Raw genomic sequence first — 26,871 nt, forward strand, 5'->3', positions numbered from 1 at the left:
ACGGGGATTAATACTCTTTACCCGTTACCCGGCTACGGTAGCTATCCCAGTTGAAGATCACCCACAAACTGTTACCCAGGCGCATACGGTCCATCACGCGTTCGCCCAGCAACTTGGTCATCTCTTCCATATTACTGTTGGTCAGCATCCCGGTTGGGCGTTTGGAAGAAGAGCGGCGATCGACGATCTGGTTGATGATCACTTTTTCGTATTTCGATTCGGTCTGCACGCCGATCTCATCGATCACCAGCAGATCAACGTTGCTCAGATCGCTAAGCAGTTGTTCTTCGCTGGTACCGCTATTCCTGAAGGTATCTTTCATCGCCGACATAATATCAGCCACGGTGATGATCAATACGGATTTACCGCGTAGCAGCAGTTCGTTGCAGATTGCCGCCGCCAGATGGTTTTTGCCGGTTCCGGGCTTGCCAGAAAAGATGAAGCTGGCGATGTTGCCGTCAAATTCTTCGACATACTGGCGCGCTTTGCTTAACGCATTCATCTGCCCTTCACACTCAACGCGATAGTTCTCAAAGGAGCAGTTCTGATGCAGTGGACGAATACCGGAGCGGTTAAAGGTGCGCTGCATTTTCATCGCCCGATTTTCACGTTCGAGAGCGGCGGAGCGGATCGCTCCTTGTTCTTTCTGCCAGGCCAGTAGTTCTTCACCCGTTTTGAACGCAGGTTTGATATGGGCAGGCATCATTTTTTGCAGGCGTTGCATCAGGTCGCCAACGTTTTTCATCGTTACCCTCTGAATCCTGGTGGAATTTGGCTGTCAGGTTCACTGACCGTATTCACATCTCGTTTCGGCAGTCCGCCGTTGCTGGCACGGCCGATTTGCAGGCTGCGCGCCAGTTTTTGTTGCCACTGCACATGGTGAAAGACTTTACCTTCCGCCTGCCAGTAGGCAATGAATGAGGCCAGTTCTTCGGTGGTCACCGGCTCTCTTAGCGCCACGCCCCATAGCGCCGCCAGGCGGATAAAGTCGGCATCGGGTTGCCAGTCCGGATACATGGCGAATTTCCCCATGGGTACAGCAACGGGAGCGGCTTGCGGTTCCTGATAGAGTTGATCGTCCAGAGCGACATCGCTTCCCGGACGCGCCAGCTTTTCTTCCAGCGCCAGCAGTTCAGCCAGGCGTGCAGGCGTGACAGCATAAAACGCCGGGGCATTGTTAGCAAATACGGCAACCACACCGCCTTCAGCTTTTGCCAGAACGGTTTGGTGATCGTGTACCAGGGCGTCAATACCAACGACGTCCGGGGTCAAAACTCTGGAAGACATACTGTTTCTCAAATATGGAACGATGAACGAGAAGGGAGATAACTTTTATAGTAACACACGGAGGAGAGGAGGCTGTCTCTCATCCGTGTGCTTAAGCGAGGCAATTTTATACGCGAGGGCGCTTGCGGTACAACCATAATCCAGGAATGGAAAGACCGATGGATAACGCACCAACAATCGATGAAGCTGTAAGAAAGTTGGTTAACAGGGTAATCATCAACGGTTCGCTGTAACCTAGCTGGCTGATTTTTACCGCCGAAATCATTGCGGTATAAGCTGATATGCCAGGGAACATAGGGATAACAGCCGCCACGGTAAACACTTTCGGATGTGCCAGATACCAGCGCGACCATTGAATACCAATGGTGCCGACCAGCATAGAAGCCATAAAAGTTGACCACTCAATATTCAACCCGCTGGTCATTAAGATCATTCGGGAACCATGACCTATCGAGCCAAGCAGCGCACACCAGCGTAACGCCCGCACGGGAACGTTGAACACCATTGCAAAGCCGACCGCTGGAATGGCGGCGAGGATCATATCCTGCGCCAACGCTAACAGAAATTCGATCACACCCATCCGCGTAGCCCCCAAATCGTCAGTGCCATTACTACGCCGACACAGGTAGCCAGTGTCAGCAGACTGGCGATCGCCCAGCGTGCCAGTCCGGTATTGATGTGGCCTTTAAACATATCGGCGACGGCATTTATCAACGGAAAGCCCGGCACCAGCAGCAGAACGCTGGCGGCCATCGCAATGGTGGGGGTATTGCTGAAAGTGGGAAGTTGCAAAAGCAATCCGGAAATGGTGGTGGCGGCGAAAGCGGTGAGGCAAAAGTTGATCTGTGGATGAAGATGACGTTGTGCCAGTAGCTGGCGGTTATACATCGCGGCCGTACTGGCAAAGAAGGTGATGACGGCACCATCCCAGCCACCTTTATTGAGTTTACAGAAACAGGCGCAGGAAAGGCCAACCATTAAGGCTACCAGCCATCTTGGGTAACGTAATGGCTGAATTTGGCTAAATCGTTTCTCTACGCCTTTGTAATCCAGCAGATGGTGCTCCGCCAGAATCACAATGTGCTGGACTTCAGTCACCACATGCATATTAATGCCGCGATCGTGATTTTTACGTGTAGATGTCAGGCATTGCCCATCTTTAATAGTTGTCAGCACTATGGCGTTCGAAGAGATAGAACTTTCGACGCTGTCCATTCCCAACGCCCGACCCAGTCGTGAGGAAAGCTCATCAACCAACGCGCTTTCCGCACCATGTTGCAAAAGAAATAATCCACACTGGATACAAAGCCGTGTTACGGCTCGCTGTTGCTCAGTTTGCATAACTCGCCCTTTGTCATAGACGTGCTGCGTATTGTTCAGATAATGAGAATCCATTTGTATCATGAAGCGCGGTTGTTTTGCGGCAGGTTAAGATCAAAATTGCGCTGATTAATCCTGGTTATCGGGAGAAGCTCGGTGTTAAAAGCGAATTATCTCTCGCCGCAAACAAATTATCGCATGAATATTATCACTATAATGAATTTATTGTTTAGCCCTTACGAATCAGGATAAAAGATAACTGGGCGCGTTTTTTAATTTTAACAAGTTAAAACTATCAGATTTTATTGAATAAATATTGATTGTGTGATTTTGCATCCTGCGGGAAGGGATATCAGTTAATTATAAATTAAGTGAATGAGAATTCTGTTTTTCATTAAGTATTTCTAACAACTTAATGTAGATATTTTAAATGTCTCCAGGCTATTTCACCAGGTTATCATTTGATGCTAACCTTCTGACACATGCAGTGGAGTTGTTGTGCAGCAGGAGTATGCTGATATGAAAGTGAATGCTAAGGATAATTTATTCGCTTAATCTATTAATTTGCTGGAAACATTTAAGGAATGAATATCCTGAATAAACCATCATGATTTTTAGACAGTGGATGTGGAGGAAATATGTTGCCAGGATGCTGCAAAAATGGAATTGTTATCAGTAAAATACCTGTTATGCAAGCAGGGTTAAAAGAGGTCATGAGGACTCACTTCCCTGAATATGAAATAATATCCAGCGCCTCTGCGGAGGACCTTACCTTATTACAATTACGTCGTTCCGGATTAGTCATTGCTGATTTAGCCGGTGAAAGTGAAGATCCACGTTCTGTTTGTGAACATTATTATTCTTTAATCTCGCAATATCGGGAAATTCACTGGGTTTTCATGGTGTCACGCTCCTGGTATTCCCAGGCAGTAGAACTGCTTATGTGCCCTACGGCGACGTTATTGTCTGATGTTGAACCCATTGAGAATCTGGTCAAGACCGTACGTTCCGGCAATACGCACGCAGAGCGTATCAGCGCCATGCTGACCTCTCCGGCAATGACTGAAACTCATGATTTTAGCTATCGCTCCGTCATTCTCACTCTTTCAGAGCGCAAAGTGCTGCGGCTATTAGGTAAAGGATGGGGCATCAACCAGATAGCTTCATTGCTTAAGAAAAGTAATAAAACTATCAGCGCCCAAAAAAACAGTGCGATGCGTCGACTGGCAATTCACAGCAACGCTGAAATGTATGCATGGATAAATAGCGCGCAGGGTGCAAGAGAACTTAACTTGCCTTCTGTTTATGGAGATGCCGCAGAATGGAACACAGCCGAATTAAGAAGAGAAATGTCGCACTCATAGAAAAATGCGTCATGAGCAGTATCGGTATTGAGAGTTTATTCAGAAAGTTTGCGGGTAACCCTTATAAGCTCCATACCTATACCAGTCAGGAGTCATTTCAGGATGCCATGTCGCGGATCTCGTTTGCGGCGGTCATTTTTTCTTTTTCTGCCATGAGAAGTGCGCGCAGAGAGGGATTATCCTGCCTGACTGAACTGGCGATTAAGTTTCCGCGTACCCGGCGTTTAGTTATTGCGGATGATGATATTGAAGCTCGGCTGATTGGTTCATTGTCGCCATCACCGCTGGACGGTGTATTAAGTAAAGCGTCAACGCTGGAGATTTTTCATCAGGAACTCTTTTTGTCATTAAATGGTGTACGTCAGGCGACCGATCGACTGAACAATCAGTGGTACATTAACCAAAGCCGGACGTTAAGCCCGACGGAGAGAGAAATATTGCGCTTTATGTCGCGTGGCTACTCAATGACACAAATTGCCGAGCAGCTTAAACGCAATATCAAAACGATCCGTGCACATAAATTTAATGTGATGTCGAAACTGGGCGTCAGTTCTGATGCAGGGTTGTTGGAGGCCGCAGACATTCTGTTATGTATGCGTCATTGCGAAGCAAGTAACGTGTTGCACCCCTATTAATACGCTTAATGCCGGGTTTACTTCCCCGGCAAATTTTTCTATTTCAGCGTACAGTCACCACATTGCTGCACATCCGGTAAGCGATAACGCTGGCAGCAGGTCCGGCGCACCAGCAGGCCGTCGCGCAGTACCACGGTACGCCAGAGTGGATTATCTTCACCGTTCGTGAGCATTTTCTCAAAAAAGAGGGCATGGCGCAGCGATTCAACCGTCGCCTCGCCAAGCAGCTGCTTCATCTCAGTGAGATACCAGTTGATCAAATAACCGGTATTACTCCAGATAAGTTTGCCGTTGATCTCTCCCGTCGCTTCTAATGCCTGCACAACCGGAACCAGCGCCTGGCTGATTAACGTTTCCATTCGCTGCTGCGGCGAATGTGGTGTTGCGTTTTTATCTTCACACACATCGACCCAGAAACAGGCGGCGCGTCCGGTTTCGTGAAACTCAACGTGGAAATGTTCCGGCGACACATCTAATGCTTTTTCCTGCGTCAGCAGCGCCAACATTAATGGTGGCACCATCAGGCCGATATACCATTGTGCCCATAGTGAGATCAGCGGTTTGTTCTCGCGGATCATCAAAGGTTGGTTGCGATAGATATGATCGGAATAGACCGCGAGTAGAGAACTTAGCGCATTCGGTGATGACCATTGCGCCAGCGTCATGGCGTTAAGCGGAGCGGGTTCATCCAGGCGGATAAACTCCAGCAAATGTTCACGATGTTCGGCGATCGTCGCCCGTACGGCTTGTGCAAGCCCAGCATCCTGCGGCTGGAGATGCGTTCGCCAGATAACATCTTCATAGAGCGGTGCGGAACGATAGGCCATAATCGCGATAGTAATCTAAATGATAATGATTGCTAATCCTAGCGATAGGTTTACCCGATAGCAAGGGATTTCTCTGGCTTGCAAATGATAAAAATTATCATATGATATTAGTTATCATTATCAATGAAAGAGATGAAACCATGTTGCAACGTACGCTGGGCAGTGGCTGGGGAGTGTTGCTGCCGGGATTGCTGATTGCAGGGCTGATGTATGCGGATTTATCGCCGGATCAATGGCGGATTATCATTCTGATGGGATTAGTATTGACGCCGGTGATGCTGTATCACAAACAGTTGCGGCATTACGTTTTGCTGCCATCGTGCCTGGCGCTTATTGCTGGCATCATGCTGATGATAATGAATTTGAAGCAGGGATGATAAAACAGGGAAGCAACAAGAAAGGAAGTAAAGATAATTGGTGCGAGGGGGGGGACTTGAACCCCCACGTCCGTAAGGACACTAACACCTGAAGCTAGCGCGTCTACCAATTCCGCCACCTTCGCACAGTCATCTTACTTTTTTTGATATCGCCTCGTTTGGTGCGAGGGGGGGGACTTGAACCCCCACGTCCGTAAGAACACTAACACCTGAAGCTAGCGCGTCTACCAATTCCGCCACCTTCGCCCAGTGCGAGCAATATCAACGTGGTTTTTGGTGCGAGGGGGGGGACTTGAACCCCCACGTCCGTAAGGACACTAACACCTGAAGCTAGCGCGTCTACCAATTCCGCCACCTTCGCATACCATCAATTCTTAAAAAGAATTGCTACCACGGAGGCGCATTCTAGTGGTTTTCAGCTTTTCGTCAATAGTTAATTATCGCCGGAGGTGTAATTGCTGGAAAAATGTCCATCAGGAAACTAACGTGCAGGTTTTGTAGGTCGGATAAGGCGTTCACGCCGCATCCGACACGGTATTTGGGTGCAGATGCCAGATGCGACGCGGGCGCGTCTTATCTGGCCTACGAAGGGCTAACTTGCAGGTTTTGTAGGTTGTATAAGGCGAGCACGCCGCATCCGGCAAGGCTTGCGGCGGGATACTCAACCTTTCTTCGCCTGGCGGGTCATAATGGCGCGATACACCTTGAAGCGCCCGGTTTGCGCGATCACTTCGTGGAAGCCAAATGTCTCATCCAGCACGTCCGGGTAAGGCAGGAAGGCGTTCGCTACAATTCGCAGCTCGCCGCCGCTATTAAGATGACGCACCGCGCCGCGAATCAGCGTTTGCGCCGCATCGAGGCTGGTTTGCATCCCATCGTGGAACGGCGGGTTGGAGATGATCATATCAAAACGACCTTTCACCTCAGAAAAGACGTTGCTGGCAAAGACTTCACCTTCAATACCGTTGGCCGCAAGTGTTGCACGGCTGGCTTCAACTGCTGGCGCAGAAACATCGCACAACGTGAGACGAATCTTCGGTGAGTGGCGCGCAAAGGCAACCGAAAGTACGCCCGCGCCACAGCCGACATCCAGCACTTTACCTTTCGTGTGCGGGGTTAACGTCGAGAGCAGCAACTGGCTACCGACATCCAGACCGTCGCGGCTAAACACGCCAGGCAGCGTTTTGACCGTCAGGCCATCGACGTTATATTCGCCCCAGAATTTATTGGCATCAAATACCGGCTGTTTTTCCAGACGACCAAAATAGAGGCCACAGCGACGGGCGCTGTCCACCTTATTCAACGGTGCATAATCTGCAAGCATCTGCTCGGCGCTGCGCACGCCGCTGCGGTTCTCGCCAACGACAAAAATATCCGTGCCCACTGGCAGCAGAGAAAGTAAATTCATCAACTGGAACTGGGCTTCCGGTTTGTTCTTCGGCCAGTAGTAAATCAGCGTATCGCAATCTGCGACATCATTCGCCGTGGCGACCAGACTAAAACGGGCGTTATCCCCCATCTGGCGGCTTAACACCTGCCAGTGGTGGAATTGCTGGGTATGAGCACGGCTGGCCGCGGTATCTAAACGCGCGGGCAGGTCATCCTGTAAGTCTCCGGCAAACAGAATACGGCTTTGTTCGAAATCATCACTGTGACGCAGCAAGACTTCACTTGCCGGGGTAAATGCAGACATGGAATGCTCCTCAATTGATACTGGCGGCGATTATAGCCATATGTTGGCGCGGTATCGACGAATTTGCTATATTTGCGCCCCTGACAACAGGAGCGATTCGCTATGACATCCCGACGAGACTGGCAGTTACAGCAACTGGGCATTACCCAGTGGTCGCTGCGTCGCCCTGGCGCGTTGCAGGGGGAGATTGCCATTGCGATCCCGGCACACGTCCGTCTGGTGATGGTGGCAAACGATCTTCCCGCCCTGACTGATCCTTTAGTGAGCGATGTTCTGCGCGCATTAACCGTCAGCCCCGATCAAGTGCTGCAACTGACGCCAGAAAAAATCGCGATGCTGCCGCAAGGCAGTCGCTGCAACAGCTGGCGGTTGGGTACTGACGAACCGCTATCACTGGAAGGCGCTCAGGTGGCATCACCGGCGCTCACCGAATTACGGGCAAACCCAACGGCACGCGCCGCGTTATGGCAACAAATTTGCGCATATGAACACGATTTCTTCCCTCGAAACGACTGATTTACCAGCGGCTTACCACATTGAACAACGCGCCCACGCCTTTCCGTGGAGTGAAAAAACCTTTGCCAGTAATCAGGGCGAGCGTTATCTCAACTTTCAGTTAACGCAAAACGGCAAAATGGCGGCGTTTGCGATTACGCAAGTGGTGCTGGATGAAGCTACATTGTTCAATATTGCGGTCGATCCTGACTATCAGCGTCAGGGATTGGGAAGGGCGCTGCTGGAACATCTGATCGACGAACTGGAAAAACGCGGCGTGGCGACGCTATGGCTGGAAGTCCGTGCTTCAAACGCTGCCGCCATTGCCCTGTACGAAAGTTTAGGCTTTAACGAGGCGACAATTCGCCGCAATTACTACCCCACCACGGACGGTCGCGAAGACGCCATCATCATGGCGTTGCCAATCAGTATGTAAGACAAGGTGGAATAATGAAGTGGGACTGGATTTTCTTTGATGCCGATGAAACGCTGTTTACCTTTGACTCGTTCACCGGACTGCAGCGGATGTTTCTTGATTACAGCGTCACTTTTACCGCTGAAGATTTTCAGGACTATCAGGCCGTTAACAAGCCCCTGTGGGTAGATTATCAAAACGGCGCGATCACTTCATTACAGCTTCAGCACGGGCGTTTTGAGAGCTGGGCCGAACGGCTGAACGTCGAGCCAGGTAAACTCAACGAGGCCTTTATTAATGCGATGGCGGAAATCTGTACGCCGTTGCCGGGCGCGGTTTCTCTGCTTAACGCCATTCGTGGCAATGCCAAAATCGGCATCATCACCAACGGTTTTAGCGCCTTGCAACAGGTGCGTCTGGAACGCACGGGCCTGCGTGATTATTTCGATTTGCTGGTGATTTCCGAAGAAGTTGGCGTTGCCAAACCGAATAAGAAAATTTTCGATTATGCGCTGGAACAGGCGGGCAATCCTGACCGTTCACGCGTGCTGATGGTTGGCGACACTGCCGAGTCCGATATTCTCGGTGGCATCAACGCCGGGCTTGCGACCTGCTGGCTGAATGCGCACAATCGCGAGCAACCAGAAGGCATCGCGCCCACCTGGACCGTTTCTTCGTTGCACGAACTGGAGCAGCTCCTGTGTAAACACTGATTGCCTCCCCCCCGTTGATGGGTAAAATAGCCGCAATTTTTCGTTTTCAACAAGCGCGGCGCGATGCCGCTTACTCAAGAAGAAAGAATTATGACGTTGTCTCCTTATTTGCAAGAGGTGGCGAAGCGCCGCACTTTTGCCATTATTTCTCACCCGGACGCCGGTAAAACTACCATCACCGAGAAGGTGCTGCTGTTCGGACAGGCCATTCAGACCGCCGGTACAGTAAAAGGCCGTGGTTCCAACCAGCACGCTAAGTCGGACTGGATGGAGATGGAAAAGCAGCGTGGGATCTCCATTACTACTTCTGTGATGCAGTTTCCGTATCACGATTGCCTGGTTAACCTGCTCGACACCCCGGGGCACGAAGACTTCTCGGAAGATACCTATCGTACCCTGACGGCGGTGGACTGCTGCCTGATGGTTATCGACGCTGCAAAAGGTGTTGAAGATCGTACCCGTAAGCTGATGGAAGTTACCCGTCTGCGCGATACGCCGATCCTCACCTTTATGAACAAACTTGACCGTGATATCCGCGACCCGATGGAACTGCTCGATGAAGTTGAGAACGAGCTGAAAATCGGCTGCGCACCGATCACCTGGCCGATTGGCTGCGGCAAGCTGTTTAAAGGCGTTTACCACCTTTATAAAGATGAAACCTATCTCTATCAGAGCGGTAAAGGCCACACCATTCAGGAAGTCCGCATTGTTAAAGGGCTGAATAACCCGGATCTCGACGCTGCGGTTGGTGAAGATCTGGCACAGCAACTGCGTGACGAACTGGAACTGGTGAAAGGCGCGTCTAACGAGTTCGACAAAGAATTGTTCCTTGCGGGCGAAATTACTCCAGTGTTCTTTGGTACTGCGCTGGGTAACTTCGGCGTTGATCATATGCTGGATGGCCTGGTGGAGTGGGCCCCAGCGCCGATGCCGCGTCAGACTGATACCCGTACCGTAGAGGCGAGCGAAGATAAATTTACCGGCTTCGTATTTAAAATTCAGGCCAACATGGACCCGAAACACCGCGACCGCGTGGCGTTTATGCGTGTGGTGTCCGGTAAATATGAAAAAGGCATGAAGCTGCGCCAGGTGCGTACTGCGAAAGATGTGGTGATCTCCGACGCGCTGACCTTTATGGCGGGTGACCGTTCGCACGTTGAAGAAGCGTATCCTGGCGATATCCTTGGTCTGCACAACCACGGCACCATTCAGATCGGCGACACCTTTACCCAGGGTGAGATGATGAAGTTCACCGGTATTCCGAACTTCGCGCCAGAACTGTTCCGTCGTATCCGCCTGAAAGATCCGCTGAAGCAAAAACAGCTGCTCAAAGGGCTGGTACAGCTTTCCGAAGAGGGCGCGGTGCAGGTGTTCCGTCCGATCTCCAACAACGACCTGATCGTTGGTGCAGTTGGTGTGCTGCAGTTTGATGTGGTGGTAGCGCGCCTGAAGAGCGAATACAACGTTGAAGCAGTGTATGAGTCAGTCAACGTTGCCACTGCCCGCTGGGTAGAATGTGCGGACGCGAAGAAATTCGAAGAGTTCAAGCGTAAGAACGAAAGCCAACTGGCGCTTGATGGCGGCGATAACCTCGCTTACATCGCTACCAGCATGGTCAACCTGCGCCTGGCGCAGGAACGTTATCCGGACGTTCAGTTCCACCAGACCCGCGAGCATTAATTCTTGCCTCCAGGGCGCGGTAGCCGCTGCGCCCTGTCAATTTTCCTTCCTTATTAGCCGCTTACGGAATGTTCTTAAAACATTCACTTTTGCTTATGTTTTCGCTGATATCCCGAGCGGTTTCAAAATTGTGATCTATATTTAACAAAGTAATGACATTTCTGACGGCGTTAAATACCGTTCAATGCGTAGATATCAGTATCTAAAGCCGTCGATTGTCATTCTACCGATATTAATAACTGATTCAGAGGCTGTAATGGTCGTTATTCATCACCCATCGCTTTTGTGATGGCGGCCATTGACTTTTGTAGAGGGTGAAGTCTCTCCCTATTCAGCAATGCAACCTCGTGTTGCCAGGCTCAAATTACGAGCAAACATACAGGAATAAATCGATGACTATGACAAGACTGAAGATTTCGAAAACTTTGCTGGCTGTAATGTTGACCTCTGCCGTCGCGACCGGCTCTGCCTACGCGGAAAACAACGCGCAGACTACCAATGAAAGCGCAGGGCAAAAAGTCGATAGCTCTATGAATAAAGTCGGTAATTTCATGGATGACAGCGCCATCACCGCGAAAGTGAAGGCGGCCCTGGTGGATCATGACAACATCAAGAGCACCGATATCTCTGTCAAAACCGATCAAAAAGTCGTGACCCTGAGCGGTTTCGTTGAAAGCCAGGCCCAGGCCGAAGAGGCAGTGAAAGTGGCGAAAGGCGTTGAAGGCGTGACCTCTGTCAGCGACAAACTGCACGTTCGCGACGCTAAAGAAAGTTCTGTGAAAGGCTACGCGGGTGACACCGCCACCACCAGTGAAATCAAAGCCAAACTGCTGGCGGACGATATCGTCCCTTCCCGTCATGTGAAAGTTGAAACCACCGATGGCGTGGTCCAGCTCTCCGGTACCGTAGATTCTCAGGCACAGAGCGACCGTGCTGAAAGTATCGCCAAAGCGGTAGATGGTGTGAAAAGCGTTAAAAATGATCTGAAAACTAAGTAATTCGTCGTAATTCGATCTCCCGAACTTTGTCGGGAGGCGCGATGTGCGCCACACTAAAAATATCGCATTGAGTGATTTTCACGCTCATATCAAGCGGTGACATTAACTATGGTAAAGGAGACGCTTATGTTTCGTTGGGGCATCATATTTCTGGTTATCGCGTTAATCGCCGCCGCACTTGGGTTTGGTGGTCTGGCCGGTACTGCTGCAGGCGCAGCTAAAATTGTCTTTGTCGTCGGGATTATTCTGTTCCTGGTGAGTTTGTTCATGGGCCGAAAACGACCCTAGATTTCAGACCATTAAGAAAATTTTATCCAAAGCCAGTCCAGCGGACTGGCTTTTGCGGTTTTAGCGAATAATAAATTGCGTTACTTTGTCATTCTTTCACAACAAAAACAGGAAGGCAGAGGTGGGGCAGCGAATACCTGTAACGCTTGGTAATATTGCGCCGTTGTCGCTAAGGCCGTTCCAGCCTGGACGGATTGCTCTGGTGTGCGAAGGCGGCGGACAGCGTGGAATTTTCACGGCTGGCGTGCTGGATGAGTTTATGCGCGCGCAGTTTAATCCTTTCGATCTTTATCTCGGCACATCTGCCGGGGCGCAGAACCTCTCGGCGTATATCTGTAATCAGCCCGGTTACGCGCGCAAAGTCATCATGCGCTATACCACAAAACGCGAATTTTTCGATCCATTGCGCTTTGTCCGTGGAGGAAATCTTATCGATCTCGACTGGCTGGTGGAGGCCACCGCAAGCCAGATGCCGTTGCAAATGGATACCGCCGCGCGGTTGTTTGACAGCGGCAAATCGTTTTATATGTGCGCCTGTCGTCAGGATGACTACGCGCCGAATTACTTTTTACCAACCAAACAAAACTGGCTGGATGTGATTCGCGCCTCCAGTGCGATACCTGGCTTTTATCGTAGCGGAGTGTCGCTGGAAGGCATTAACTACCTGGATGGCGGGATCAGTGATGCGATCCCGGTTAAAGAGGCGGCAAGGCAGGGAGCAAAAACGTTGGTCGTCATCCGCACTGTGCCGTCACAAATGTACTACACGCCGCAGTGGTTCAAACGCATGGAACGCTGGCTGGGTGACAGTAGCCTGCAGCCGCTGGTCAATCTGGTGCAGCATCATGAAACCAGCTATCGTGAGATTCAGCAATTTATTGAGAAACCACCGGGCCAGCTGCGGATATTCGAAATTTATCCGCCGAAGCCATTGCATAGTATTGCGCTCGGCAGTCGGATTCCGGCGCTGCGTGAAGACTATAAACTTGGGCGTTTATGTGGGCGTTATTTTCTGGCAACGGTCGGTAAATTATTGACTGAAAAAGCGCCGCTGAGCCGCCATCTGGTGCCGGTGGTGACGCCGGAGTCGATCGTTATTCCGCCTGCGCCAGTCGCCAACGATACGTTGGTTGCCGAAGTGAGCGACGCTCCGCAGGCGAACGACCCGACATTTAACAATGAGGATCTGGCTTGATTTGCCGTTTTATCGACACCCACTGCCATTTTGATTTCCCGCCGTTTAGTGGCGATGAAGAGGCCAGCCTGCAACGTGCGGCACAAGCTGGCGTAGGCAAGATCATTGTTCCGGCGACAGAGGCGGAAAATTTTGCCCGCGTGCAGGCGTTAGCGGAAAAATATCAACCGCTGTATGCCGCATTGGGCTTGCATCCTGGTATGTTGGAAAAACATAGCGATGTGTCTCTTGATCAGCTACAGCAGGCGCTGGAAAGGCATCCGGCGAAGGTGGTGGCGGTGGGGGAGATCGGCCTGGATCTCTTTGGTGACGATCCGCAATTTGAGAGGCAGCAGTGGTTGCTTGATGAACAACTGAAACTGGCGAAACGCTACGATCTGCCGGTGATCCTGCATTCACGGCGCACGCACGACAAACTGGCGATGCATCTTAAACGCCACGATTTATCGCGTGCTGGTGTTGTCCACGGATTTTCTGGCAGCCAGCAACAGGCTGAACGGTTTGTACAGCTGGGCTACAAAATCGGCGTAGGCGGTACTATCACCTATCCACGCGCCAGTAAAACCCGCGATGTCATCGCAAAACTGCCGCTGGCATCGTTGTTGCTGGAAACCGACGCACCAGATATGCCGCTCAATGGTTTTCAGGGGCAGCCTAATCGCCCTGAACAGGCAGCCCGTGTGTTTGCTGTGCTATGCGAGTTACGACCGGAACCCGCGGATGAGATTGCCGAAGTGTTGCTTAATAATACGAATGAGGTGTTTAACATGCGTGGGTAGTTTGCCCTTCGTAGGCCACATCCGGCATGTCACAAATATAGCGCCGGAAATATTAACCGACTCACCCCGCGCTCCCGTAACGCATCAGCCAGTTGTTCCACATCCTCCGGCGTGGCGCTCGGCCAGCTTTGCGCCTCGCCATACACGCCGTGGGCATGAAACGCGTTCAGGCGTACCGGAACATCGCCAAGTCCCTTGATTAACGCCGCCAGTTCTTCGATGTGTTGCAAATAATCCACCTGGCCAGGGATTACCAGCAAACGCAGTTCCGCCAGCTTACCGCGCTCTGCCAGCAAACAGATGCTGCGCTTGATCTGCTGATTATCGCGTCCGGTTAATTGCTGATGACATTCGCTCCCCCACGCTTTGAGATCGAGCATTGCGCCGTCACACACCGGGAGCAATTTTTCCCAGCCGGTTTCGCTCAACATGCCGTTACTGTCCACGAGGCAGGTGAGATGGCACAGTTGCGGATCGTTTTTGATGGCAGTAAACAGCGCCACCACAAACGGCAACTGGGTCGTGGCTTCGCCGCCGCTTACCGTTATCCCTTCAATAAACAGCACCGCTTTGCGGACATGGTTAAGCACCTCGTCCACGCTCATGGATTGCGCCATTGGCGTGGCATGTTGCGGGCACATCTTCAGGCAGGTATCACATTGCTCGCAAACAGCCGCGCTCCACGCCACTTTGCCTTCGATAATCTGCAACGCCTGATGCGGACACTGCGGCACGCACTCTCCGCAATCATTACAGCGCCCCATCGTCCACGGATTGTGACAGTTTTTGCAGCGCAGATTGCAGCCCTGCAAAAACAGAGCCAGACGACTGCCTGGCCCGTCAACGCAGGAGAAGGGGATAATCTTACTGACTAAAGCGCATCTGCTGTTCATGGCTTATCACGCGCGGCTGACGTTCCAGAATACGAGTGTTGCGTGCGGCTTCTTCTCCCAGCCAGGTGGTGTTGGTGCGTGAACCTTCGGCGCGATATTTTTCTAAATCCGACAAACGCACCATATAACCGGTAACGCGAACCAGATCGTTACCGCTGACATTGGCGGTAAATTCACGCATTCCGGCTTTAAAGGCACCGAGGCAAAGCTGTACCAGCGCCTGCGGATTACGTTTGATGGTTTCGTCGAGCGTCAGAATGTCGCTGATGCCGGAATAATAATAAGCATGATGCGGCGCGACAGTTTGCAGATGGGTAATCGGATCTGGCTCATCGCCATATGGTAAACGCGCGCCCGGCGTGGTGCCGATATCGGAACTGATCCCCGACTGTGCGTGTAACATGGCGCGTTTTTGCCAGCCATATTTCACAGGGGTATTGGCGACAAACTCCGCCAGTTGCGCGCTGATGCGATAACCCACTTCATTTGCGGTGGCTTCTTTACCGTAACGTGCGACAATTCCTTCTTTCTCACACAGTAAGTTAACTGCTTCCGCCAGTCCGTACATGCCAAACATTGGCACAAAACGTTCAGGGTTAATCAGCCCTTCTTTCACCAGGAAGCTATTCTCAAAGAAGTGTGATTGTTGATAGAGGAATTCACACCGCGCATCGATGATGGCGATCTGCTGTTGGCAGTAGTGCGGTAGAGTGCGCGTAAAGAAGTCCTCCAGCGATTCACTGCGCTCGGCAATGGCTTTCAGGTTTAGGCGTACCAGCGTGCTGCCACCACCCGCCAGCGGCAGTGAGTTGTAACAGCTCACAATCCCGTAGCCCCCTTTTGTGAAAATTTTATCATGCACCGGACCGTTGGCGATGTGCGGTTTGCTACATTCACAGATGTTCTTCGCCACTTCCAGCAGCAGGTCATCAGGGGTGATTTCAGGATCGTAGATAAAGGTCAGGTTTGGTGAAACCTGCTTCAGCTCTGCATCTGCACGTAAGATTGCACGGGTGATGGGCGAATCAGACGGGCCGATATTGGCGTGCATAAAGGCGTCTGGCAGGGTTCTGTCGAGGTAACGCCAGAAACGTTTTATTCGAATATCGATCTCGTCTTGTGTTAGAATTCTAACATACGGTTGCAACAACGCATCCAGTTGCCCCAGGTAGACCGGCATCGATGTGACCGACGGTACGTGGTGGTAAAGAATGGTCAGCAGAGAGAGTGCGTCATCAAGATCTTTCGCGCCTTCCAGCTCCAGCCATTCGGAACCGTTCGCCAGAAAACGGGCGTAATCGGGTAAGACATAGCGCGGTTTGTACGGCGCATGACCTTCAAACATATCGCAGATTACACCCTCATCCAGCGCGCGGCGGGCTTCGGCAGGCAACGCGGGGTAAGGCAGATTGTTTTCTGCTTCCAGTGCCAGAAAATGGCGCTTCTGCTCCGGGCTAAGTACCGGGCTGGTGACAATTTGCTGGCAACGTTGTTGCAGTGCATTTTCATGAGAAGTGGGCATCTTCTTTTCCTTTTATGCCGAAGGTGATGCGCCATTGTAAGAAGTTTCGTGATGTTCACTTTGATCCTGATGCGTTTGCCACCACTGACGCATTCATTTGAAAGTGAATTATTTGAACCAGATCGCATTACAGTGATGCAAACTTGTAAGTAGATTTCCTTAATTGTGATGTACATCGAAGTGTGTTGCGGAGTAGATGTTAGAATACTAACAAACTCGCAAGGTGAATTTTATTGGCGACAAGCCAGGAGAATGAAATGACTGATCTGAAAGCAAGCAGCCTGCGTGCACTGAAATTGATGGACCTGACCACCCTGAATGACGACGACACCGATGAGAAAGTGATCGCCCTGTGTCATCAGGCCAAAACTCCGGTCGGCAATACCGCCGCTATCTGTATCTATCCTCGCTTTATCCCGATTGCTCGCAAAACTCTGAAAGAGCAGGGCACCCCGGAAATCCGTATCGCTACGGTAACTAACTTCCCACACGGTAACGACGACATCGAAATCGCGCTGGCAGAAACCCGTGCGGCAATCGCCTACGGTGCCGATGAAGTTGACGTGGTGTTCCCGTACCGCGCGCTGATGGCGGGTAACGAGCAGGTTGGTTTTGACCTGGTGAAAGCCTGTAAAGAGGCTTGCGCTGCGGCGAACGTCCTGCTGAAAGTGATTATTGAAACCGGAGAACTGAAAGACGAAGCGCTGATCCGTAAAGCGTCTGAAATCTCCATCAAAGCGGGTGCTGACTTCATCAAAACCTCTACCGGTAAAGTGGCTGTGAATGCGACGCCGGAAAGCGCGCGCATCATGATGGAAGTGATCCGCGATATGGGCGTAGAAAAAACCGTTGGTTTCAAACCGGCGGGCGGCGTGCGTACTGCGGAAGATGCGCAGAAATATCTCTCCATCGCCGATGAACTGTTCGGTGCTGACTGGGCTGATGCGCGTCACTACCGCTTTGGTGCTTCCAGCTTGCTGGCAAGCCTGCTGAAAGCTCTGGGCCACGGCGACGGTAAGAGCGCCAGCAGCTACTAAGGCTTGATTTGCCGGATGATGCAGCGATGCTCATCCGGTTCCCCGATTACCTCGTCTCTTTTCCACGGGAGGTTACCTTGTTTCTCGCACAAGAAATTATTCGTAAAAAACGTGATGGTCATGCGCTGAGTGATGAAGAAATTCGTTTCTTTATCAACGGCATTCGCGACAACACTATCTCCGAAGGGCAGATTGCCGCCCTCGCGATGACCATTTTCTTCCACGATATGACAATGCCTGAGCGTGTCTCGCTGACCATGGCGATGCGAGATTCAGGAACCGTTCTCGACTGGAAAAGCCTGCATCTGAATGGCCCGATTGTTGATAAACACTCGACCGGCGGTGTCGGCGATGTGACTTCGCTGATGTTGGGGCCGATGGTCGCTGCCTGTGGCGGCTATATTCCGATGATCTCCGGTCGCGGCCTCGGTCATACTGGCGGTACGCTCGACAAACTGGAATCCATCCCTGGCTTCGACATTTTCCCGGATGACAACCGTTTCCGCGAAATTATTAAAGACGTCGGCGTGGCGATTATCGGTCAGACCAGCTCACTGGCTCCGGCGGATAAACGTTTCTACGCGACCCGTGATATTACCGCAACCGTGGACTCCATCCCGCTGATCACTGCCTCGATCCTGGCGAAGAAACTGGCGGAAGGTCTGGATGCGCTGGTGATGGACGTGAAAGTGGGTAGCGGCGCGTTTATGCCGACCTACGAACTTTCTGAAGCCCTTGCCGAAGCGATTGTTGGCGTAGCTAACGGCGCTGGCGTGCGTACCACCGCGCTGCTCACCGATATGAATCAGGTACTGGCCTCCAGTGCAGGTAACGCGGTTGAAGTTCGTGAAGCGGTGCAGTTCCTGACGGGTGAGTATCGTAACCCGCGTCTGTTTGATGTCACAATGGCGCTGTGCGTAGAGATGCTTATCTCCGGCAAACTGGCGAAAGATGACGCCGAAGCGCGCGCGAAATTGCAGGCGGTGCTGGACAACGGTAAAGCGGCAGAAGTCTTTGGTCGTATGGTAGCGGCACAAAAAGGCCCGACTGACTTCGTTGAGAACTACGCGAAGTATCTGCCGACAGCGATGCTGACGAAAGCAGTCTATGCTGATACCGAAGGGTTTGTCAGTGAAATGGATACCCGCGCGCTGGGGATGGCAGTGGTTGCAATGGGCGGCGGACGCCGTCAGGCATCTGACACCATCGATTACAGCGTCGGCTTTACTGATATGGCGCGTCTGGGCGACCAGGTAGACGGTCAGCGTCCGCTGGCAGTTATCCACGCGAAAGACGAAAACAGCTGGCAGGAAGCGGCGAAAGCGGTGAAAGCGGCAATTAAACTTGCCGATAAAGCACCGGAAAGCACACCAACTGTCTATCGTCGTATCAGTGAATAACGGTATACTGATCTGATCATTTAAATTTGAAGCACTGAGTACGGAGAACATATGAAACGTGCATTTATTATGGTGCTGGACTCATTCGGCATCGGCGCTACAGAAGATGCAGAACGCTTTGGTGACGTCGGGGCTGACACCCTGGGTCATATCGCAGAAGCTTGTGCCAAAGGCGAAGCTGATAACGGTCGTAAAGGCCCGCTCAATCTGCCAAATCTGACCCGTCTGGGGCTGGCGAAAGCACACGAAGGTTCTACCGGTTTCATTCCGGCGGGAATGGACGGCAACGCTGAAGTTATCGGCGCGTACGCATGGGCGCACGAAATGTCATCCGGTAAAGATACCCCGTCTGGTCACTGGGAAATCGCCGGTGTCCCGGTTCTGTTTGAGTGGGGATACTTCTCCGATCACGAAAACAGCTTCCCGCAAGAGCTACTGGATAAACTGGTCGAACGCGCTAATCTGCCGGGTTACCTCGGTAACTGCCACTCTTCCGGTACGGTCATTCTGGATCAGCTGGGCGAAGAGCACATGAAAACCGGCAAGCCGATTTTCTATACCTCCGCTGACTCCGTGTTCCAGATTGCCTGCCATGAAGAAACTTTCGGTCTGGACAAACTCTACGAACTGTGCGAAATCGCTCGTGAAGAGCTGACCAACGGCGGCTACAACATCGGTCGTGTTATCGCTCGTCCGTTTATCGGCGACAAAGCCGGTAACTTCCAGCGTACCGGTAACCGTCACGATCTGGCTGTTGAACCGCCAGCACCGACCGTGCTGCAGAAACTGGTTGATGAAAAACACGGCCAGGTGGTTTCTGTCGGTAAAATTGCGGACATCTACGCTAACTGCGGCATCACCAAGAAAGTGAAAGCGACTGGCCTGGACGCGCTGTTTGACGCCACCATCAAAGAGATGAAAGAAGCGGGTGATAACACTATCGTCTTCACCAACTTCGTTGACTTCGACTCTTCCTGGGGCCACCGTCGCGACGTTGCCGGTTATGCTGCGGGTCTGGAGCTGTTCGACCGTCGTCTGCCGGAGCTGATGTCTCTGCTGCGCGATGACGACATCCTGATCCTCACCGCTGACCACGGTTGTGATCCGACCTGGACCGGTACTGACCACACGCGTGAACACATTCCGGTACTGGTATACGGCCCGAAAGTAAAACCGGGCTCACTGGGTCACCGTGAAACCTTCGCGGATATCGGCCAGACGCTGGCAAAATATTTTGGTACTTCTGATATGGAATATGGCAAAGCCATGTTCTGATGGATTTGGGCGGAGCGTTGACTCCGCCTTTGTTATGTCACAAAAAGGATAAAACAATGGCTACCCCACACATTAATGCAGAAATGGGCGATTTCGCTGACGTAGTTTTGATGCCAGGCGACCCGCTGCGTGCGAAGTATATTGCTGAAACTTTCCTTGAAGATGCCCGTGAAGTGAACAACGTTCGCGGTATGCTGGGCTTCACCGGTACTTACAAAGGCCGCAAAATTTCCGTAATGGGGCACGGTATGGGTATCCCGTCCTGCTCCATCTACACCAAAGAACTGATCACCGATTTCGGCGTGAAGAAAATTATCCGCGTAGGCTCCTGTGGCGCTGTTCTGCCGCACGTAAAACTGCGCGACGTCGTTATCGGTATGGGTGCCTGCACCGATTCCAAAGTTAACCGTATCCGTTTTAAAGACCATGACTTTGCCGCTATCGCTGACTTTGACATGGTGCGTAACGCGGTAGATGCAGCTAAAGCACTGGGCATTGATGCTCGCGTTGGTAACCTGTTCTCCGCTGACCTGTTTTACTCTCCGGACGGCGAAATGTTCGACGTGATGGAAAAATACGGCATCCTCGGCGTGGAAATGGAAGCAGCTGGTATCTACGGCGTCGCTGCAGAATTTGGCGCGAAAGCCCTGACCATCTGCACCGTGTCTGACCACATCCGCACTCACGAGCAGACCACTGCCGCTGAGCGTCAGACCACCTTCAACGACATGATCAAAATCGCACTGGAATCCGTTCTGTTGGGCGATAAAGAGTAATTGTGTTTCGCTGAAAGGCGATTGCCTTGTGAAGCCGGAGCGGGAGACTGCTCCGGCTTTTTAGTATCTATTCATCAATAGCAACTGATTTATAGATTTACTATTATTTTTCATATGGATAGAAAATAAAATCCATTCAAGTATCTATTCACGAATCTATTCATTTATGTTCAGCCGTCATCCAGGAAGGGCATATCAGCAACTCTGGTGGACAACCATAAATTCCTGCCATTTTGCTTTTGATGTTTGAACTAAGCCGTTCCGTCTTTTCGATCTGTTTTAGAGAATTAATGGAGATACCTAACATTTTACTTACTTCAGCAAGTGATAGTTTATGCCTGATACGCACGGCGGTTAGCCAGGATATACCCTGGCTGAACATTAAATTGATAATCTCCCGTTCCTGGTTTTCCAGATCGATCATATTTCCTTCCCTGGATATTTAAATCAGTGAGTTACCTTACCGCCCCCGCTATCCACGTCGACAACTCCCGTAGCTCTTTTTCCTGTTCCGGGAAGTCAACCAACAGCGCTTCGCACTCCTGTTGCAGCATATCCGCGCGGTACAGGCAGCCTTGCAGTCGCCCGGCGAGAGCTTCCAGAGGTGCGGGGTTGAGGCTGTCGGTAAACACCTGGGCGCGGGTGATATGGCCTTTTTCAACGTCGAAATGCAGTTCCACGCCGCCCCAGGTGAAGCGTTCATCCAGCAGATGCGAGAACGCCGGAGCCTGACCGAAGTTCCACTCCCAGCTACTCTGACGGGCAAAGGTTTCGGCGAAGTTCGGCAAGTCTGGCGTTTTGTCCGGGGAGATGATTTCCGCTTCCACGCGCTCGCCATAATGGGCGAAAAAGGCCTCGGTTATGGCCTCGCAAACCTGCTCATGGGTGATCCCCGGCAGCAGCTCGGTGAGGTTGGTCACGCGGGAACGTACCGACGTAATGCCTTTCGCCGCCAGTTTCTTTTTATCCGGGTTGAGATAGTTTGCCAGACGGCTAAGGTCAGCATTGAGTAGCAAGGTGCCATGATGGAAGCCGCGATCTTTAGTTTCGCGATAGGCTGAGCCTGAGACTTTGCGGTCGCCTTCGGCGGTTTTCACCACCAGATCGTTACGGCCGGACGCTTCGGCGCTGACGCCGAGCGCGTTCAGAGCATTGAGCACAATCGACGTGGAGATAGTTTTATCGTACTCCGGCTTGCCAGCCATAAAGGTAAAGCAGGTATTACCGAGATCGTGGAACACCGCGCCGCCACCGCTGCTGCGCCGCGCCAGGCGGACGTTATCTTCTTCCATCCGCCGGGTATTACACTCTTTCCACGGGTTCTGTGCGCGACCAATCACCACGGTGTCGGCATTGCGCCAGAGAAACAGAACGCGCTGCGTGGCGGGCATCTGGCGAAAAATACACTCTTCCACCGCCAGGTTAAACCACGGGTCGTAAGAGTCAGAGATGAGCAGGCGTAATGTGGACATAACGATTTCCTTTCTTGTAGTAATGGGTCACTCTTTTTTCTCGCTTTCTTCCTCTTCCGGCACCGGTTTGCTGGCGGTTAACAGGAAGGGCGATTGCTGCCAGCGGGTGCGTTTACCCTGTAGCAGCGTACGGGTCAGCACTACGCCGATTGCCAGCGAGAGCAGCAACATCAGGCGTAAAATGTTAGTGGTGTTATCCACCTGTTGGGCTTCGGTGGCGAGCGTATGGGTGTCGAGCGTCAGGCGCAGATAGCCGAGCGGTCCGTTTTTACCCGCAATGGGTTCGACAATCTGCTGGTTAAAATAGCCGCCCGCTTTTTTACCGTCGAGCGCCAACCGGTCGCGCACTTCGACGCTTTCGCCAGAACGGGCGATAAGATCGCCTTGTTCGTCATACACGCCCGCGTCGAGGATGCGGCTTTCATCCGTTAACTGATCAAGGATCGCCTGAATACGTTTTTCATCCGGTGAGTCGGTACGCATCAGCGGTGCAACATTCAGCGTTACCTGACGCGCCAGGGTGCGGGCCAGTTCTTCCAGCTGTGGATTACGCTGTCGCTGGTGGTTTTGACTAAACCATGACGCCCCCTGCATCAGCGCCACTAACAAGGCGAGACAGAACAGGACAATCACTGCCCGATGCAGCCGGAATTTCAGTTTTGTGCGAGCCATCTTCCACCCTTTGAAAATTTGAGACTTAATGTTGCCAGAAGCAATGGATACAAGGTAGCCTCATGCGTTATTTTCCCTGCTTCGAACGATTTTACAGGAGCCTTAATGCCTAACATTACCTGGTGCGACCTGCCTGAAGATGTCTCTTTATGGCCTGGTCTGCCTCTTTCATTAAGTGGTGATGAAGTGATGCCACTGGATTACCACGCAGGTCGTAGCGGCTGGCTGCTGTATGGTCGTGGGCTGGATAAACAACGTCTGACCCAATACCAGAGCAAACTGGGCGCGGCTATGGTGATTGTTGCCGCCTGGTGCGTGGAAGATTATCAGGTGATTCGTCTGGCAGGTTCACTCACCGCGCGGGCTACGCGCCTGGCCCACGAAGCGCAACTGGATGTCGCGCCGTTGGGGAAAATCCCGCACCTGCGCTCTCCGGGTTTGCTGGTGATGGACATGGATTCCACCGCCATTCAGATTGAATGTATTGACGAAATTGCCAAACTGGCCGGAACCGGCGAGATGGTGGCGGAGGTAACCGAACGGGCGATGCGCGGCGAACTCGATTTTACCGCCAGCCTGCGCAGCCGTGTGGCGACGCTGAAAGGCGCTGACGCCAATATCCTGCAACAGGTGCGTGAAAATCTGCCGCTGATGCCAGGCTTAACGCAACTGGTGCTCAAGCTGGAAACGCTGGGCTGGAAAGTGGCGATTGCTTCCGGCGGCTTTACTTTCTTTGCTGAATACCTGCGCGACAAGCTGCGCCTGACAGCCGTGGTAGCCAATGAACTGGAGATCATGGACGGTAAATTTACCGGCAATGTGATCGGCGACATCGTAGACGCGCAGTACAAAGCGAAAACTCTGACTCGCCTCGCGCAGGAGTATGAAATCCCGCTGGCGCAGACCGTGGCGATTGGCGATGGAGCCAATGACCTGCCGATGATCAAAGCGGCAGGGCTGGGGATTGCCTACCATGCCAAGCCAAAAGTGAATGAAAAAACGGAAGTCACCATCCGTCACGCTGACCTGATGGGGGTATTCTGCATCCTCTCTGGCAGCCTGAATCAGAAGTAATTGCCTGCCCGTCATCCTGCGGGCGGCACAGCATTAACGAGGTACACCGTGGCAAAAGCTCCAAAACGCGCCTTTGTTTGTAATGAATGCGGGGCCGATTATCCGCGCTGGCAGGGGCAGTGCAGTGCCTGTCATGCCTGGAACACCATCACCGAGGTGCGTCTTGCTGCGTCGCCAACGGTGGCGCGTAACGAGCGTCTCAGTGGCTATGCCGGTAGCGCCGGAGTGGCAAAAGTCCAGAAACTCTCCGACATCAGCCTTGAGGAGCTGCCGCGTTTTTCTACCGGATTTAAAGAGTTCGACCGCGTATTAGGCGGCGGGGTGGTGCCGGGAAGCGCCATTCTGATTGGCGGTAACCCAGGTGCGGGGAAATCCACGCTGCTGTTGCAAACGCTGTGCAAACTGGCCCAGCAGATGAAAACGCTGTATGTCACCGGCGAAGAGTCGCTGCAACAGGTGGCAATGCGCGCTCATCGCCTTGGCCTGCCGACTGACAATCTCAATATGTTGTCGGAAACCAGCATCGAGCAGATCTGCCTGATTGCCGAAGAAGAGCAACCGAAGCTGATGGTAATTGACTCCATCCAGGTGATGCATATGGCGGATGTACAATCATCGCCTGGCAGCGTGGCGCAGGTGCGTGAAACGGCGGCTTATCTGACGCGCTTCGCCAAAACGCGCGGTGTGGCGATTGTCATGGTTGGGCACGTAACCAAAGATGGCTCGCTGGCTGGCCCTAAAGTGCTGGAACACTGTATCGACTGTTCGGTGCTTCTGGATGGCGATGCCGACTCCCGTTTTCGCACCTTACGCAGCCATAAAAACCGCTTCGGCGCGGTGAATGAGCTGGGCGTCTTCGCAATGACCGAACAGGGTCTGCGTGAAGTCAGCAACCCTTCGGCAATCTTTTTAAGCCGCGGTGATGAAGTGACCTCGGGTAGCTCAGTGATGGTAGTGTGGGAAGGAACGCGTCCGCTGCTGGTGGAGATTCAGGCGCTCGTCGATCACTCGATGATGGCGAATCCACGCCGCGTGGCAGTCGGGCTGGAGCAAAACCGTCTGGCAATCCTGCTGGCGGTGCTTCACCGTCACGGTGGTCTACAAATGGCCGATCAGGATGTGTTTGTTAACGTGGTCGGTGGCGTGAAGGTGACGGAAACCAGCGCCGACTTAGCGTTACTGCTGGCGATGGTTTCCAGCCTGCGCGACAGACCGCTGCCGCAGGATCTGGTGGTGTTTGGTGAAGTCGGGCTGGCAGGGGAGATCCGCCCGGTGCCCAGCGGTCAGGAACGTATCTCAGAAGCGGCGAAACATGGTTTTCGGCGGGCGATTGTTCCGGCGGCTAACGTGCCGAAAAAAGCGCCGGAAGGGATGCAGATTTTTGGCGTTAAAAAACTCTCCGACGCGCTTAGCGTGTTCGACGACTTATAATGAGAGATACGGAGGGAGATATGTCGTCATTTGATTACCTGAAAACTGCCATTAAGCAACAGGGCTGTACGCTACAGCAGGTGGCTGATGCCAGCGGTATGACCAAAGGGTATTTAAGCCAGTTACTGAATGCCAAAATTAAAAGCCCCAGCGCGCAAAAACTGGAGGCGTTGCACCGTTTTTTGGGGCTTGAGTTTCCCCGCCAAAAGAAAACCATTGGCGTGGTATTCGGTAAGTTCTACCCGTTGCATACCGGACATATCTACCTTATCCAGCGCGCCTGTAGCCAGGTTGACGAACTGCATATCATTATGGGCTTTGACGATACCCGTGACCGTGCGTTGTTTGAAGACAGTGCCATGTCGCAGCAGCCCACGGTGCCGGATCGTTTGCGCTGGTTATTACAAACCTTTAAATATCAGAAAAATATTCGCATTCATGCCTTCAACGAAGAGGGCATGGAGCCGTATCCACACGGCTGGGATGTGTGGAGCAACGGCATCAAAAAGTTTATGGCTGAAAAGGGGATCCAGCCGGACCTGATCTACACCTCGGAAGAAGCCGATGCGCCACAGTATATGGAACATCTGGGGATCGAAACGGTGCTGGTCGATCCGAAACGCACCTTTATGAGTATCAGCGGTGCGCAGATCCGCGAAAACCCGTTCCGCTACTGGGAATATATTCCTACGGAAGTGAAGCCATTCTTTGTGCGTACCGTGGCGATCCTTGGCGGCGAGTCGAGCGGTAAATCCACCCTGGTAAACAAACTTGCCAATATCTTCAACACCACCAGTGCGTGGGAATATGGCCGCGATTATGTCTTTTCACACCTCGGCGGTGATGAGATCGCATTGCAGTATTCCGACTACGATAAAATCGCGTTGGGCCACGCACAATACATTGATTTTGCAGTGAAATACGCCAATAAAGTGGCGTTTATTGACACCGATTTTGTCACTACCCAGGCGTTCTGCAAAAAGTACGAAGGGCGTGAGCATCCGTTCGTGCAGGCGCTGATTGATGAATACCGTTTCGATCTGGTGATCCTGCTGGAGAACAACACGCCGTGGGTGGCGGATGGTTTACGCAGCCTCGGCAGTTCGGTGGATCGCAAAGAGTTCCAGAACTTGCTGGTGGAGATGCTGGAAGAGAACAATATCGAATTCGTGCGGGTTGAAGAGGACGATTACGACAGCCGTTTCCTGCGCTGCGTGGAGCTGGTGCGGGAGATGATGGGGGAGCAAGGATAA

The 26,871-nt window shown here is 52.2% G+C and carries 29 protein-coding genes and 3 tRNA genes; 18 read left to right on the plus strand and 14 right to left on the minus strand.

Translation table 11 applies throughout. The features are described 5' to 3' along the window. Positions 1–7: 7 nt before the first annotated feature. The 4 genes from dnaC to ACJHWR_RS05735 all read right to left on the minus strand — a co-directional run bounded on the left by dnaC (position 8) and on the right by ACJHWR_RS05735 (position 2,628). Positions 8–745, minus strand: coding sequence for a DNA replication protein DnaC (gene dnaC / locus ACJHWR_RS05720; RefSeq protein WP_000799912.1), 738 nt, complete (start codon positions 743–745; stop codon positions 8–10). Between the two features lie 2 nt (positions 746–747). Continuing rightward, on the minus strand, positions 748–1,287 hold the full coding sequence (gene dnaT, locus ACJHWR_RS05725; RefSeq protein ID WP_000098818.1) for a primosomal protein DnaT: 540 nt from the start codon (positions 1,285–1,287) through the stop codon (positions 748–750). 106 nt (positions 1,288–1,393) lie between these two features. After that, a complete protein-coding gene (locus ACJHWR_RS05730) occupies positions 1,394–1,867 on the minus strand; it encodes a threonine/serine exporter (protein WP_000538191.1) in 474 nt (157 codons plus the stop codon). Next, the gene (locus tag ACJHWR_RS05735; RefSeq protein WP_024175786.1) at positions 1,858–2,628 is read right to left on the minus strand and encodes a threonine/serine exporter ThrE family protein; all 771 of its coding nucleotides are present in this window, start codon (positions 2,626–2,628) and stop codon (positions 1,858–1,860) included. Before ACJHWR_RS05735 ends, ACJHWR_RS05730 begins: the two co-directional genes overlap by 10 nt. 617 nt (positions 2,629–3,245) lie before the next feature. Here ACJHWR_RS05735 and ACJHWR_RS05740 point away from each other — a divergent pair. Both ACJHWR_RS05740 and bglJ read left to right on the plus strand, forming a co-directional pair. Then, positions 3,246–3,971 (plus strand): helix-turn-helix domain-containing protein, encoded by a 726-nt coding sequence (locus tag ACJHWR_RS05740; protein ID WP_000936635.1) that lies wholly within the window; start codon positions 3,246–3,248, stop codon positions 3,969–3,971. Beyond that, on the plus strand, positions 3,929–4,606 hold the full coding sequence (bglJ, locus tag ACJHWR_RS05745) for a DNA-binding transcriptional activator BglJ (protein WP_001361357.1): 678 nt from the start codon (positions 3,929–3,931) through the stop codon (positions 4,604–4,606). Before ACJHWR_RS05740 ends, bglJ begins: the two co-directional genes overlap by 43 nt. Positions 4,607–4,644: 38 nt before the next feature. On the opposite strand, the gene fhuF is transcribed toward bglJ, so the two are convergent. Beyond that, positions 4,645–5,433 carry a siderophore-iron reductase FhuF gene (fhuF, locus tag ACJHWR_RS05750; protein ID WP_000331590.1) on the minus strand — a complete coding sequence of 263 codons (789 nt, stop codon included), beginning with the start codon at positions 5,431–5,433 and terminating at the stop codon, positions 4,645–4,647. A 140-nt stretch (positions 5,434–5,573) separates the two neighbouring features. On the opposite strand from fhuF, the gene ACJHWR_RS05755 reads away from it, so the two are divergent. Continuing rightward, positions 5,574–5,810: a DUF1435 domain-containing protein gene (locus ACJHWR_RS05755; protein ID WP_001577669.1), complete on the plus strand. Its 237-nt coding sequence runs from the start codon at positions 5,574–5,576 to the stop codon at positions 5,808–5,810. A gap of 38 nt (positions 5,811–5,848) precedes the next feature. Here the strand turns inward: ACJHWR_RS05755 and ACJHWR_RS05760 are convergent. The 4 genes from ACJHWR_RS05760 to rsmC form a co-directional block, all read right to left on the minus strand. After that, positions 5,849–5,935 (minus strand) — tRNA-Leu (locus tag ACJHWR_RS05760). 34 nt (positions 5,936–5,969) lie between these two features. Next, positions 5,970–6,056: transfer RNA gene (locus ACJHWR_RS05765), tRNA-Leu, on the minus strand. 28 nt (positions 6,057–6,084) lie between these two features. Then, positions 6,085–6,171, minus strand: a tRNA-Leu gene (locus ACJHWR_RS05770). 300 nt (positions 6,172–6,471) lie between these two features. Beyond that, entirely contained in the window at positions 6,472–7,503 is a 1,032-nt protein-coding gene (rsmC, locus tag ACJHWR_RS05775) for a 16S rRNA (guanine(1207)-N(2))-methyltransferase RsmC (RefSeq protein ID WP_001272340.1), read from the minus strand. 102 nt (positions 7,504–7,605) lie between these two features. Here rsmC and holD point away from each other — a divergent pair, with 102 nt between their 5' ends. The 8 genes from holD to ACJHWR_RS05815 all read left to right on the plus strand — a co-directional run bounded on the left by holD (position 7,606) and on the right by ACJHWR_RS05815 (position 14,066). Beyond that, positions 7,606–8,019, plus strand: coding sequence for a DNA polymerase III subunit psi (gene holD / locus ACJHWR_RS05780; RefSeq protein WP_000204017.1), 414 nt, complete (start codon positions 7,606–7,608; stop codon positions 8,017–8,019). Further along, positions 7,988–8,434, plus strand: a complete 447-nt coding sequence (gene rimI / locus ACJHWR_RS05785) for a ribosomal protein S18-alanine N-acetyltransferase (protein ID WP_001092461.1) — start codon at positions 7,988–7,990, stop codon at positions 8,432–8,434. Before holD ends, rimI begins: the two co-directional genes overlap by 32 nt. 14 nt (positions 8,435–8,448) lie before the next feature. After that, positions 8,449–9,126, plus strand: a complete 678-nt coding sequence (yjjG, locus tag ACJHWR_RS05790) for a pyrimidine 5'-nucleotidase (RefSeq protein ID WP_000870712.1) — start codon at positions 8,449–8,451, stop codon at positions 9,124–9,126. Positions 9,127–9,216: 90 nt separating this feature from the next. Beyond that, a complete protein-coding gene (gene prfC, locus ACJHWR_RS05795; protein WP_000175940.1) occupies positions 9,217–10,806 on the plus strand; it encodes a peptide chain release factor 3 in 1,590 nt (529 codons plus the stop codon). A 392-nt stretch (positions 10,807–11,198) separates the two neighbouring features. Further along, on the plus strand, positions 11,199–11,804 hold the full coding sequence (gene osmY, locus ACJHWR_RS05800) for a molecular chaperone OsmY (protein WP_001385192.1): 606 nt from the start codon (positions 11,199–11,201) through the stop codon (positions 11,802–11,804). A gap of 126 nt (positions 11,805–11,930) precedes the next feature. Next, on the plus strand, positions 11,931–12,092 hold the full coding sequence (locus ACJHWR_RS05805; protein ID WP_000490275.1) for a DUF1328 domain-containing protein: 162 nt from the start codon (positions 11,931–11,933) through the stop codon (positions 12,090–12,092). A 121-nt stretch (positions 12,093–12,213) separates the two neighbouring features. Further along, a complete protein-coding gene (locus tag ACJHWR_RS05810) occupies positions 12,214–13,287 on the plus strand; it encodes a patatin family protein (RefSeq protein ID WP_001298490.1) in 1,074 nt (357 codons plus the stop codon). Beyond that, on the plus strand, positions 13,284–14,066 hold the full coding sequence (locus ACJHWR_RS05815; protein WP_000563051.1) for a metal-dependent hydrolase: 783 nt from the start codon (positions 13,284–13,286) through the stop codon (positions 14,064–14,066). Before ACJHWR_RS05810 ends, ACJHWR_RS05815 begins: the two co-directional genes overlap by 4 nt. 29 nt (positions 14,067–14,095) lie before the next feature. Here ACJHWR_RS05815 and ACJHWR_RS05820 read toward each other — a convergent pair whose 3' ends face one another. Next, positions 14,096–14,959 carry a YjjW family glycine radical enzyme activase gene (locus tag ACJHWR_RS05820; protein WP_001088365.1) on the minus strand — a complete coding sequence of 288 codons (864 nt, stop codon included), beginning with the start codon at positions 14,957–14,959 and terminating at the stop codon, positions 14,096–14,098. Then, positions 14,931–16,481, minus strand: coding sequence for a YjjI family glycine radical enzyme (locus tag ACJHWR_RS05825; RefSeq protein ID WP_001143215.1), 1,551 nt, complete (start codon positions 16,479–16,481; stop codon positions 14,931–14,933). Before ACJHWR_RS05825 ends, ACJHWR_RS05820 begins: the two co-directional genes overlap by 29 nt. Positions 16,482–16,738: 257 nt before the next feature. Between ACJHWR_RS05825 and deoC the strand changes: the two genes are divergently transcribed. The 4 genes from deoC (at position 16,739) to deoD (ending at position 20,969) form a co-directional block, all read left to right on the plus strand. Then, on the plus strand, positions 16,739–17,518 hold the full coding sequence (gene deoC / locus ACJHWR_RS05830; RefSeq protein ID WP_001330391.1) for a deoxyribose-phosphate aldolase: 780 nt from the start codon (positions 16,739–16,741) through the stop codon (positions 17,516–17,518). Positions 17,519–17,595: 77 nt separating this feature from the next. Next, positions 17,596–18,918, plus strand: coding sequence for a thymidine phosphorylase (gene deoA, locus ACJHWR_RS05835; protein WP_000477811.1), 1,323 nt, complete (start codon positions 17,596–17,598; stop codon positions 18,916–18,918). A 51-nt stretch (positions 18,919–18,969) separates the two neighbouring features. Beyond that, the gene (gene deoB, locus ACJHWR_RS05840) at positions 18,970–20,193 is read left to right on the plus strand and encodes a phosphopentomutase (protein ID WP_000816471.1); all 1,224 of its coding nucleotides are present in this window, start codon (positions 18,970–18,972) and stop codon (positions 20,191–20,193) included. Between the two features lie 56 nt (positions 20,194–20,249). Next, positions 20,250–20,969 (plus strand): purine-nucleoside phosphorylase, encoded by a 720-nt coding sequence (gene deoD / locus ACJHWR_RS05845; protein ID WP_000224877.1) that lies wholly within the window; start codon positions 20,250–20,252, stop codon positions 20,967–20,969. A gap of 160 nt (positions 20,970–21,129) precedes the next feature. Here the strand turns inward: deoD and ACJHWR_RS05850 are convergent, their stop codons facing one another. Genes ACJHWR_RS05850 through ACJHWR_RS05860 form a run of 3 tightly spaced genes read right to left on the minus strand, consistent with a single transcriptional unit; the run spans position 21,130 to position 23,113 of the window. Then, the gene (locus ACJHWR_RS05850) at positions 21,130–21,393 is read right to left on the minus strand and encodes a helix-turn-helix domain-containing protein (protein ID WP_000566145.1); all 264 of its coding nucleotides are present in this window, start codon (positions 21,391–21,393) and stop codon (positions 21,130–21,132) included. A 31-nt stretch (positions 21,394–21,424) separates the two neighbouring features. Then, positions 21,425–22,441 (minus strand): lipoate--protein ligase LplA, encoded by a 1,017-nt coding sequence (lplA, locus tag ACJHWR_RS05855; protein ID WP_000105851.1) that lies wholly within the window; start codon positions 22,439–22,441, stop codon positions 21,425–21,427. Positions 22,442–22,468: 27 nt separating this feature from the next. Next, positions 22,469–23,113: a YtjB family periplasmic protein gene (locus ACJHWR_RS05860; protein WP_000124615.1), complete on the minus strand. Its 645-nt coding sequence runs from the start codon at positions 23,111–23,113 to the stop codon at positions 22,469–22,471. 105 nt (positions 23,114–23,218) lie between these two features. Here ACJHWR_RS05860 and serB point away from each other — a divergent pair, with 105 nt between their 5' ends. Genes serB through nadR form a run of 3 tightly spaced genes read left to right on the plus strand, consistent with a single transcriptional unit; the run spans position 23,219 to position 26,871 of the window. Next, positions 23,219–24,187: a phosphoserine phosphatase gene (gene serB / locus ACJHWR_RS05865; RefSeq protein WP_001132944.1), complete on the plus strand. Its 969-nt coding sequence runs from the start codon at positions 23,219–23,221 to the stop codon at positions 24,185–24,187. A 48-nt stretch (positions 24,188–24,235) separates the two neighbouring features. Next, complete coding sequence (gene radA, locus ACJHWR_RS05870; protein ID WP_001029698.1) at positions 24,236–25,618, plus strand: DNA repair protein RadA; 1,383 nt, start codon at positions 24,236–24,238, stop codon at positions 25,616–25,618. A gap of 20 nt (positions 25,619–25,638) precedes the next feature. After that, positions 25,639–26,871, plus strand: a complete 1,233-nt coding sequence (nadR, locus tag ACJHWR_RS05875; RefSeq protein ID WP_000093812.1) for a multifunctional transcriptional regulator/nicotinamide-nucleotide adenylyltransferase/ribosylnicotinamide kinase NadR — start codon at positions 25,639–25,641, stop codon at positions 26,869–26,871.

This window comes from Escherichia sp. WS568 (genome assembly GCF_046486085.1).
Classification (GTDB): domain Bacteria; phylum Pseudomonadota; class Gammaproteobacteria; order Enterobacterales; family Enterobacteriaceae; genus Escherichia; species Escherichia coli.

Bases quoted from the DNA above. Each gene is read 5' to 3' on its own strand.
- yjjG (WP_000870712.1), top strand. From the start codon at position 8,449: ATGAAGTGGGACTGGATTTTCTTTGATGCCGATGAAACGCTGTTTACC.
- holD (WP_000204017.1), top strand. From the start codon at position 7,606: ATGACATCCCGACGAGACTGGCAGTTACAGCAACTGGGCATTACCCAG.
- ACJHWR_RS05735 (WP_024175786.1), bottom strand. From the start codon at position 2,628: ATGCAAACTGAGCAACAGCGAGCCGTAACACGGCTTTGTATCCAGTGT.
- dnaC (WP_000799912.1), bottom strand. From the start codon at position 745: ATGAAAAACGTTGGCGACCTGATGCAACGCCTGCAAAAAATGATGCCT.
- lplA (WP_000105851.1), bottom strand. From the start codon at position 22,441: ATGTCCACATTACGCCTGCTCATCTCTGACTCTTACGACCCGTGGTTT.
- ACJHWR_RS05825 (WP_001143215.1), bottom strand. From the start codon at position 16,481: ATGCCCACTTCTCATGAAAATGCACTGCAACAACGTTGCCAGCAAATT.
- fhuF (WP_000331590.1), bottom strand. From the start codon at position 5,433: ATGGCCTATCGTTCCGCACCGCTCTATGAAGATGTTATCTGGCGAACG.
- ACJHWR_RS05740 (WP_000936635.1), top strand. From the start codon at position 3,246: ATGTTGCCAGGATGCTGCAAAAATGGAATTGTTATCAGTAAAATACCT.
- rimI (WP_001092461.1), top strand. From the start codon at position 7,988: ATGAACACGATTTCTTCCCTCGAAACGACTGATTTACCAGCGGCTTAC.
- ACJHWR_RS05755 (WP_001577669.1), top strand. From the start codon at position 5,574: ATGTTGCAACGTACGCTGGGCAGTGGCTGGGGAGTGTTGCTGCCGGGA.
- deoB (WP_000816471.1), top strand. From the start codon at position 18,970: ATGAAACGTGCATTTATTATGGTGCTGGACTCATTCGGCATCGGCGCT.
- prfC (WP_000175940.1), top strand. From the start codon at position 9,217: ATGACGTTGTCTCCTTATTTGCAAGAGGTGGCGAAGCGCCGCACTTTT.
- ACJHWR_RS05820 (WP_001088365.1), bottom strand. From the start codon at position 14,959: ATGAACAGCAGATGCGCTTTAGTCAGTAAGATTATCCCCTTCTCCTGC.
- deoD (WP_000224877.1), top strand. From the start codon at position 20,250: ATGGCTACCCCACACATTAATGCAGAAATGGGCGATTTCGCTGACGTA.
- ACJHWR_RS05805 (WP_000490275.1), top strand. From the start codon at position 11,931: ATGTTTCGTTGGGGCATCATATTTCTGGTTATCGCGTTAATCGCCGCC.
- nadR (WP_000093812.1), top strand. From the start codon at position 25,639: ATGTCGTCATTTGATTACCTGAAAACTGCCATTAAGCAACAGGGCTGT.
- ACJHWR_RS05860 (WP_000124615.1), bottom strand. From the start codon at position 23,113: ATGGCTCGCACAAAACTGAAATTCCGGCTGCATCGGGCAGTGATTGTC.
- bglJ (WP_001361357.1), top strand. From the start codon at position 3,929: ATGGAACACAGCCGAATTAAGAAGAGAAATGTCGCACTCATAGAAAAA.
- rsmC (WP_001272340.1), bottom strand. From the start codon at position 7,503: ATGTCTGCATTTACCCCGGCAAGTGAAGTCTTGCTGCGTCACAGTGAT.
- dnaT (WP_000098818.1), bottom strand. From the start codon at position 1,287: ATGTCTTCCAGAGTTTTGACCCCGGACGTCGTTGGTATTGACGCCCTG.
- ACJHWR_RS05730 (WP_000538191.1), bottom strand. From the start codon at position 1,867: ATGGGTGTGATCGAATTTCTGTTAGCGTTGGCGCAGGATATGATCCTC.
- osmY (WP_001385192.1), top strand. From the start codon at position 11,199: ATGACTATGACAAGACTGAAGATTTCGAAAACTTTGCTGGCTGTAATG.
- deoC (WP_001330391.1), top strand. From the start codon at position 16,739: ATGACTGATCTGAAAGCAAGCAGCCTGCGTGCACTGAAATTGATGGAC.
- serB (WP_001132944.1), top strand. From the start codon at position 23,219: ATGCCTAACATTACCTGGTGCGACCTGCCTGAAGATGTCTCTTTATGG.
- ACJHWR_RS05850 (WP_000566145.1), bottom strand. From the start codon at position 21,393: ATGATCGATCTGGAAAACCAGGAACGGGAGATTATCAATTTAATGTTC.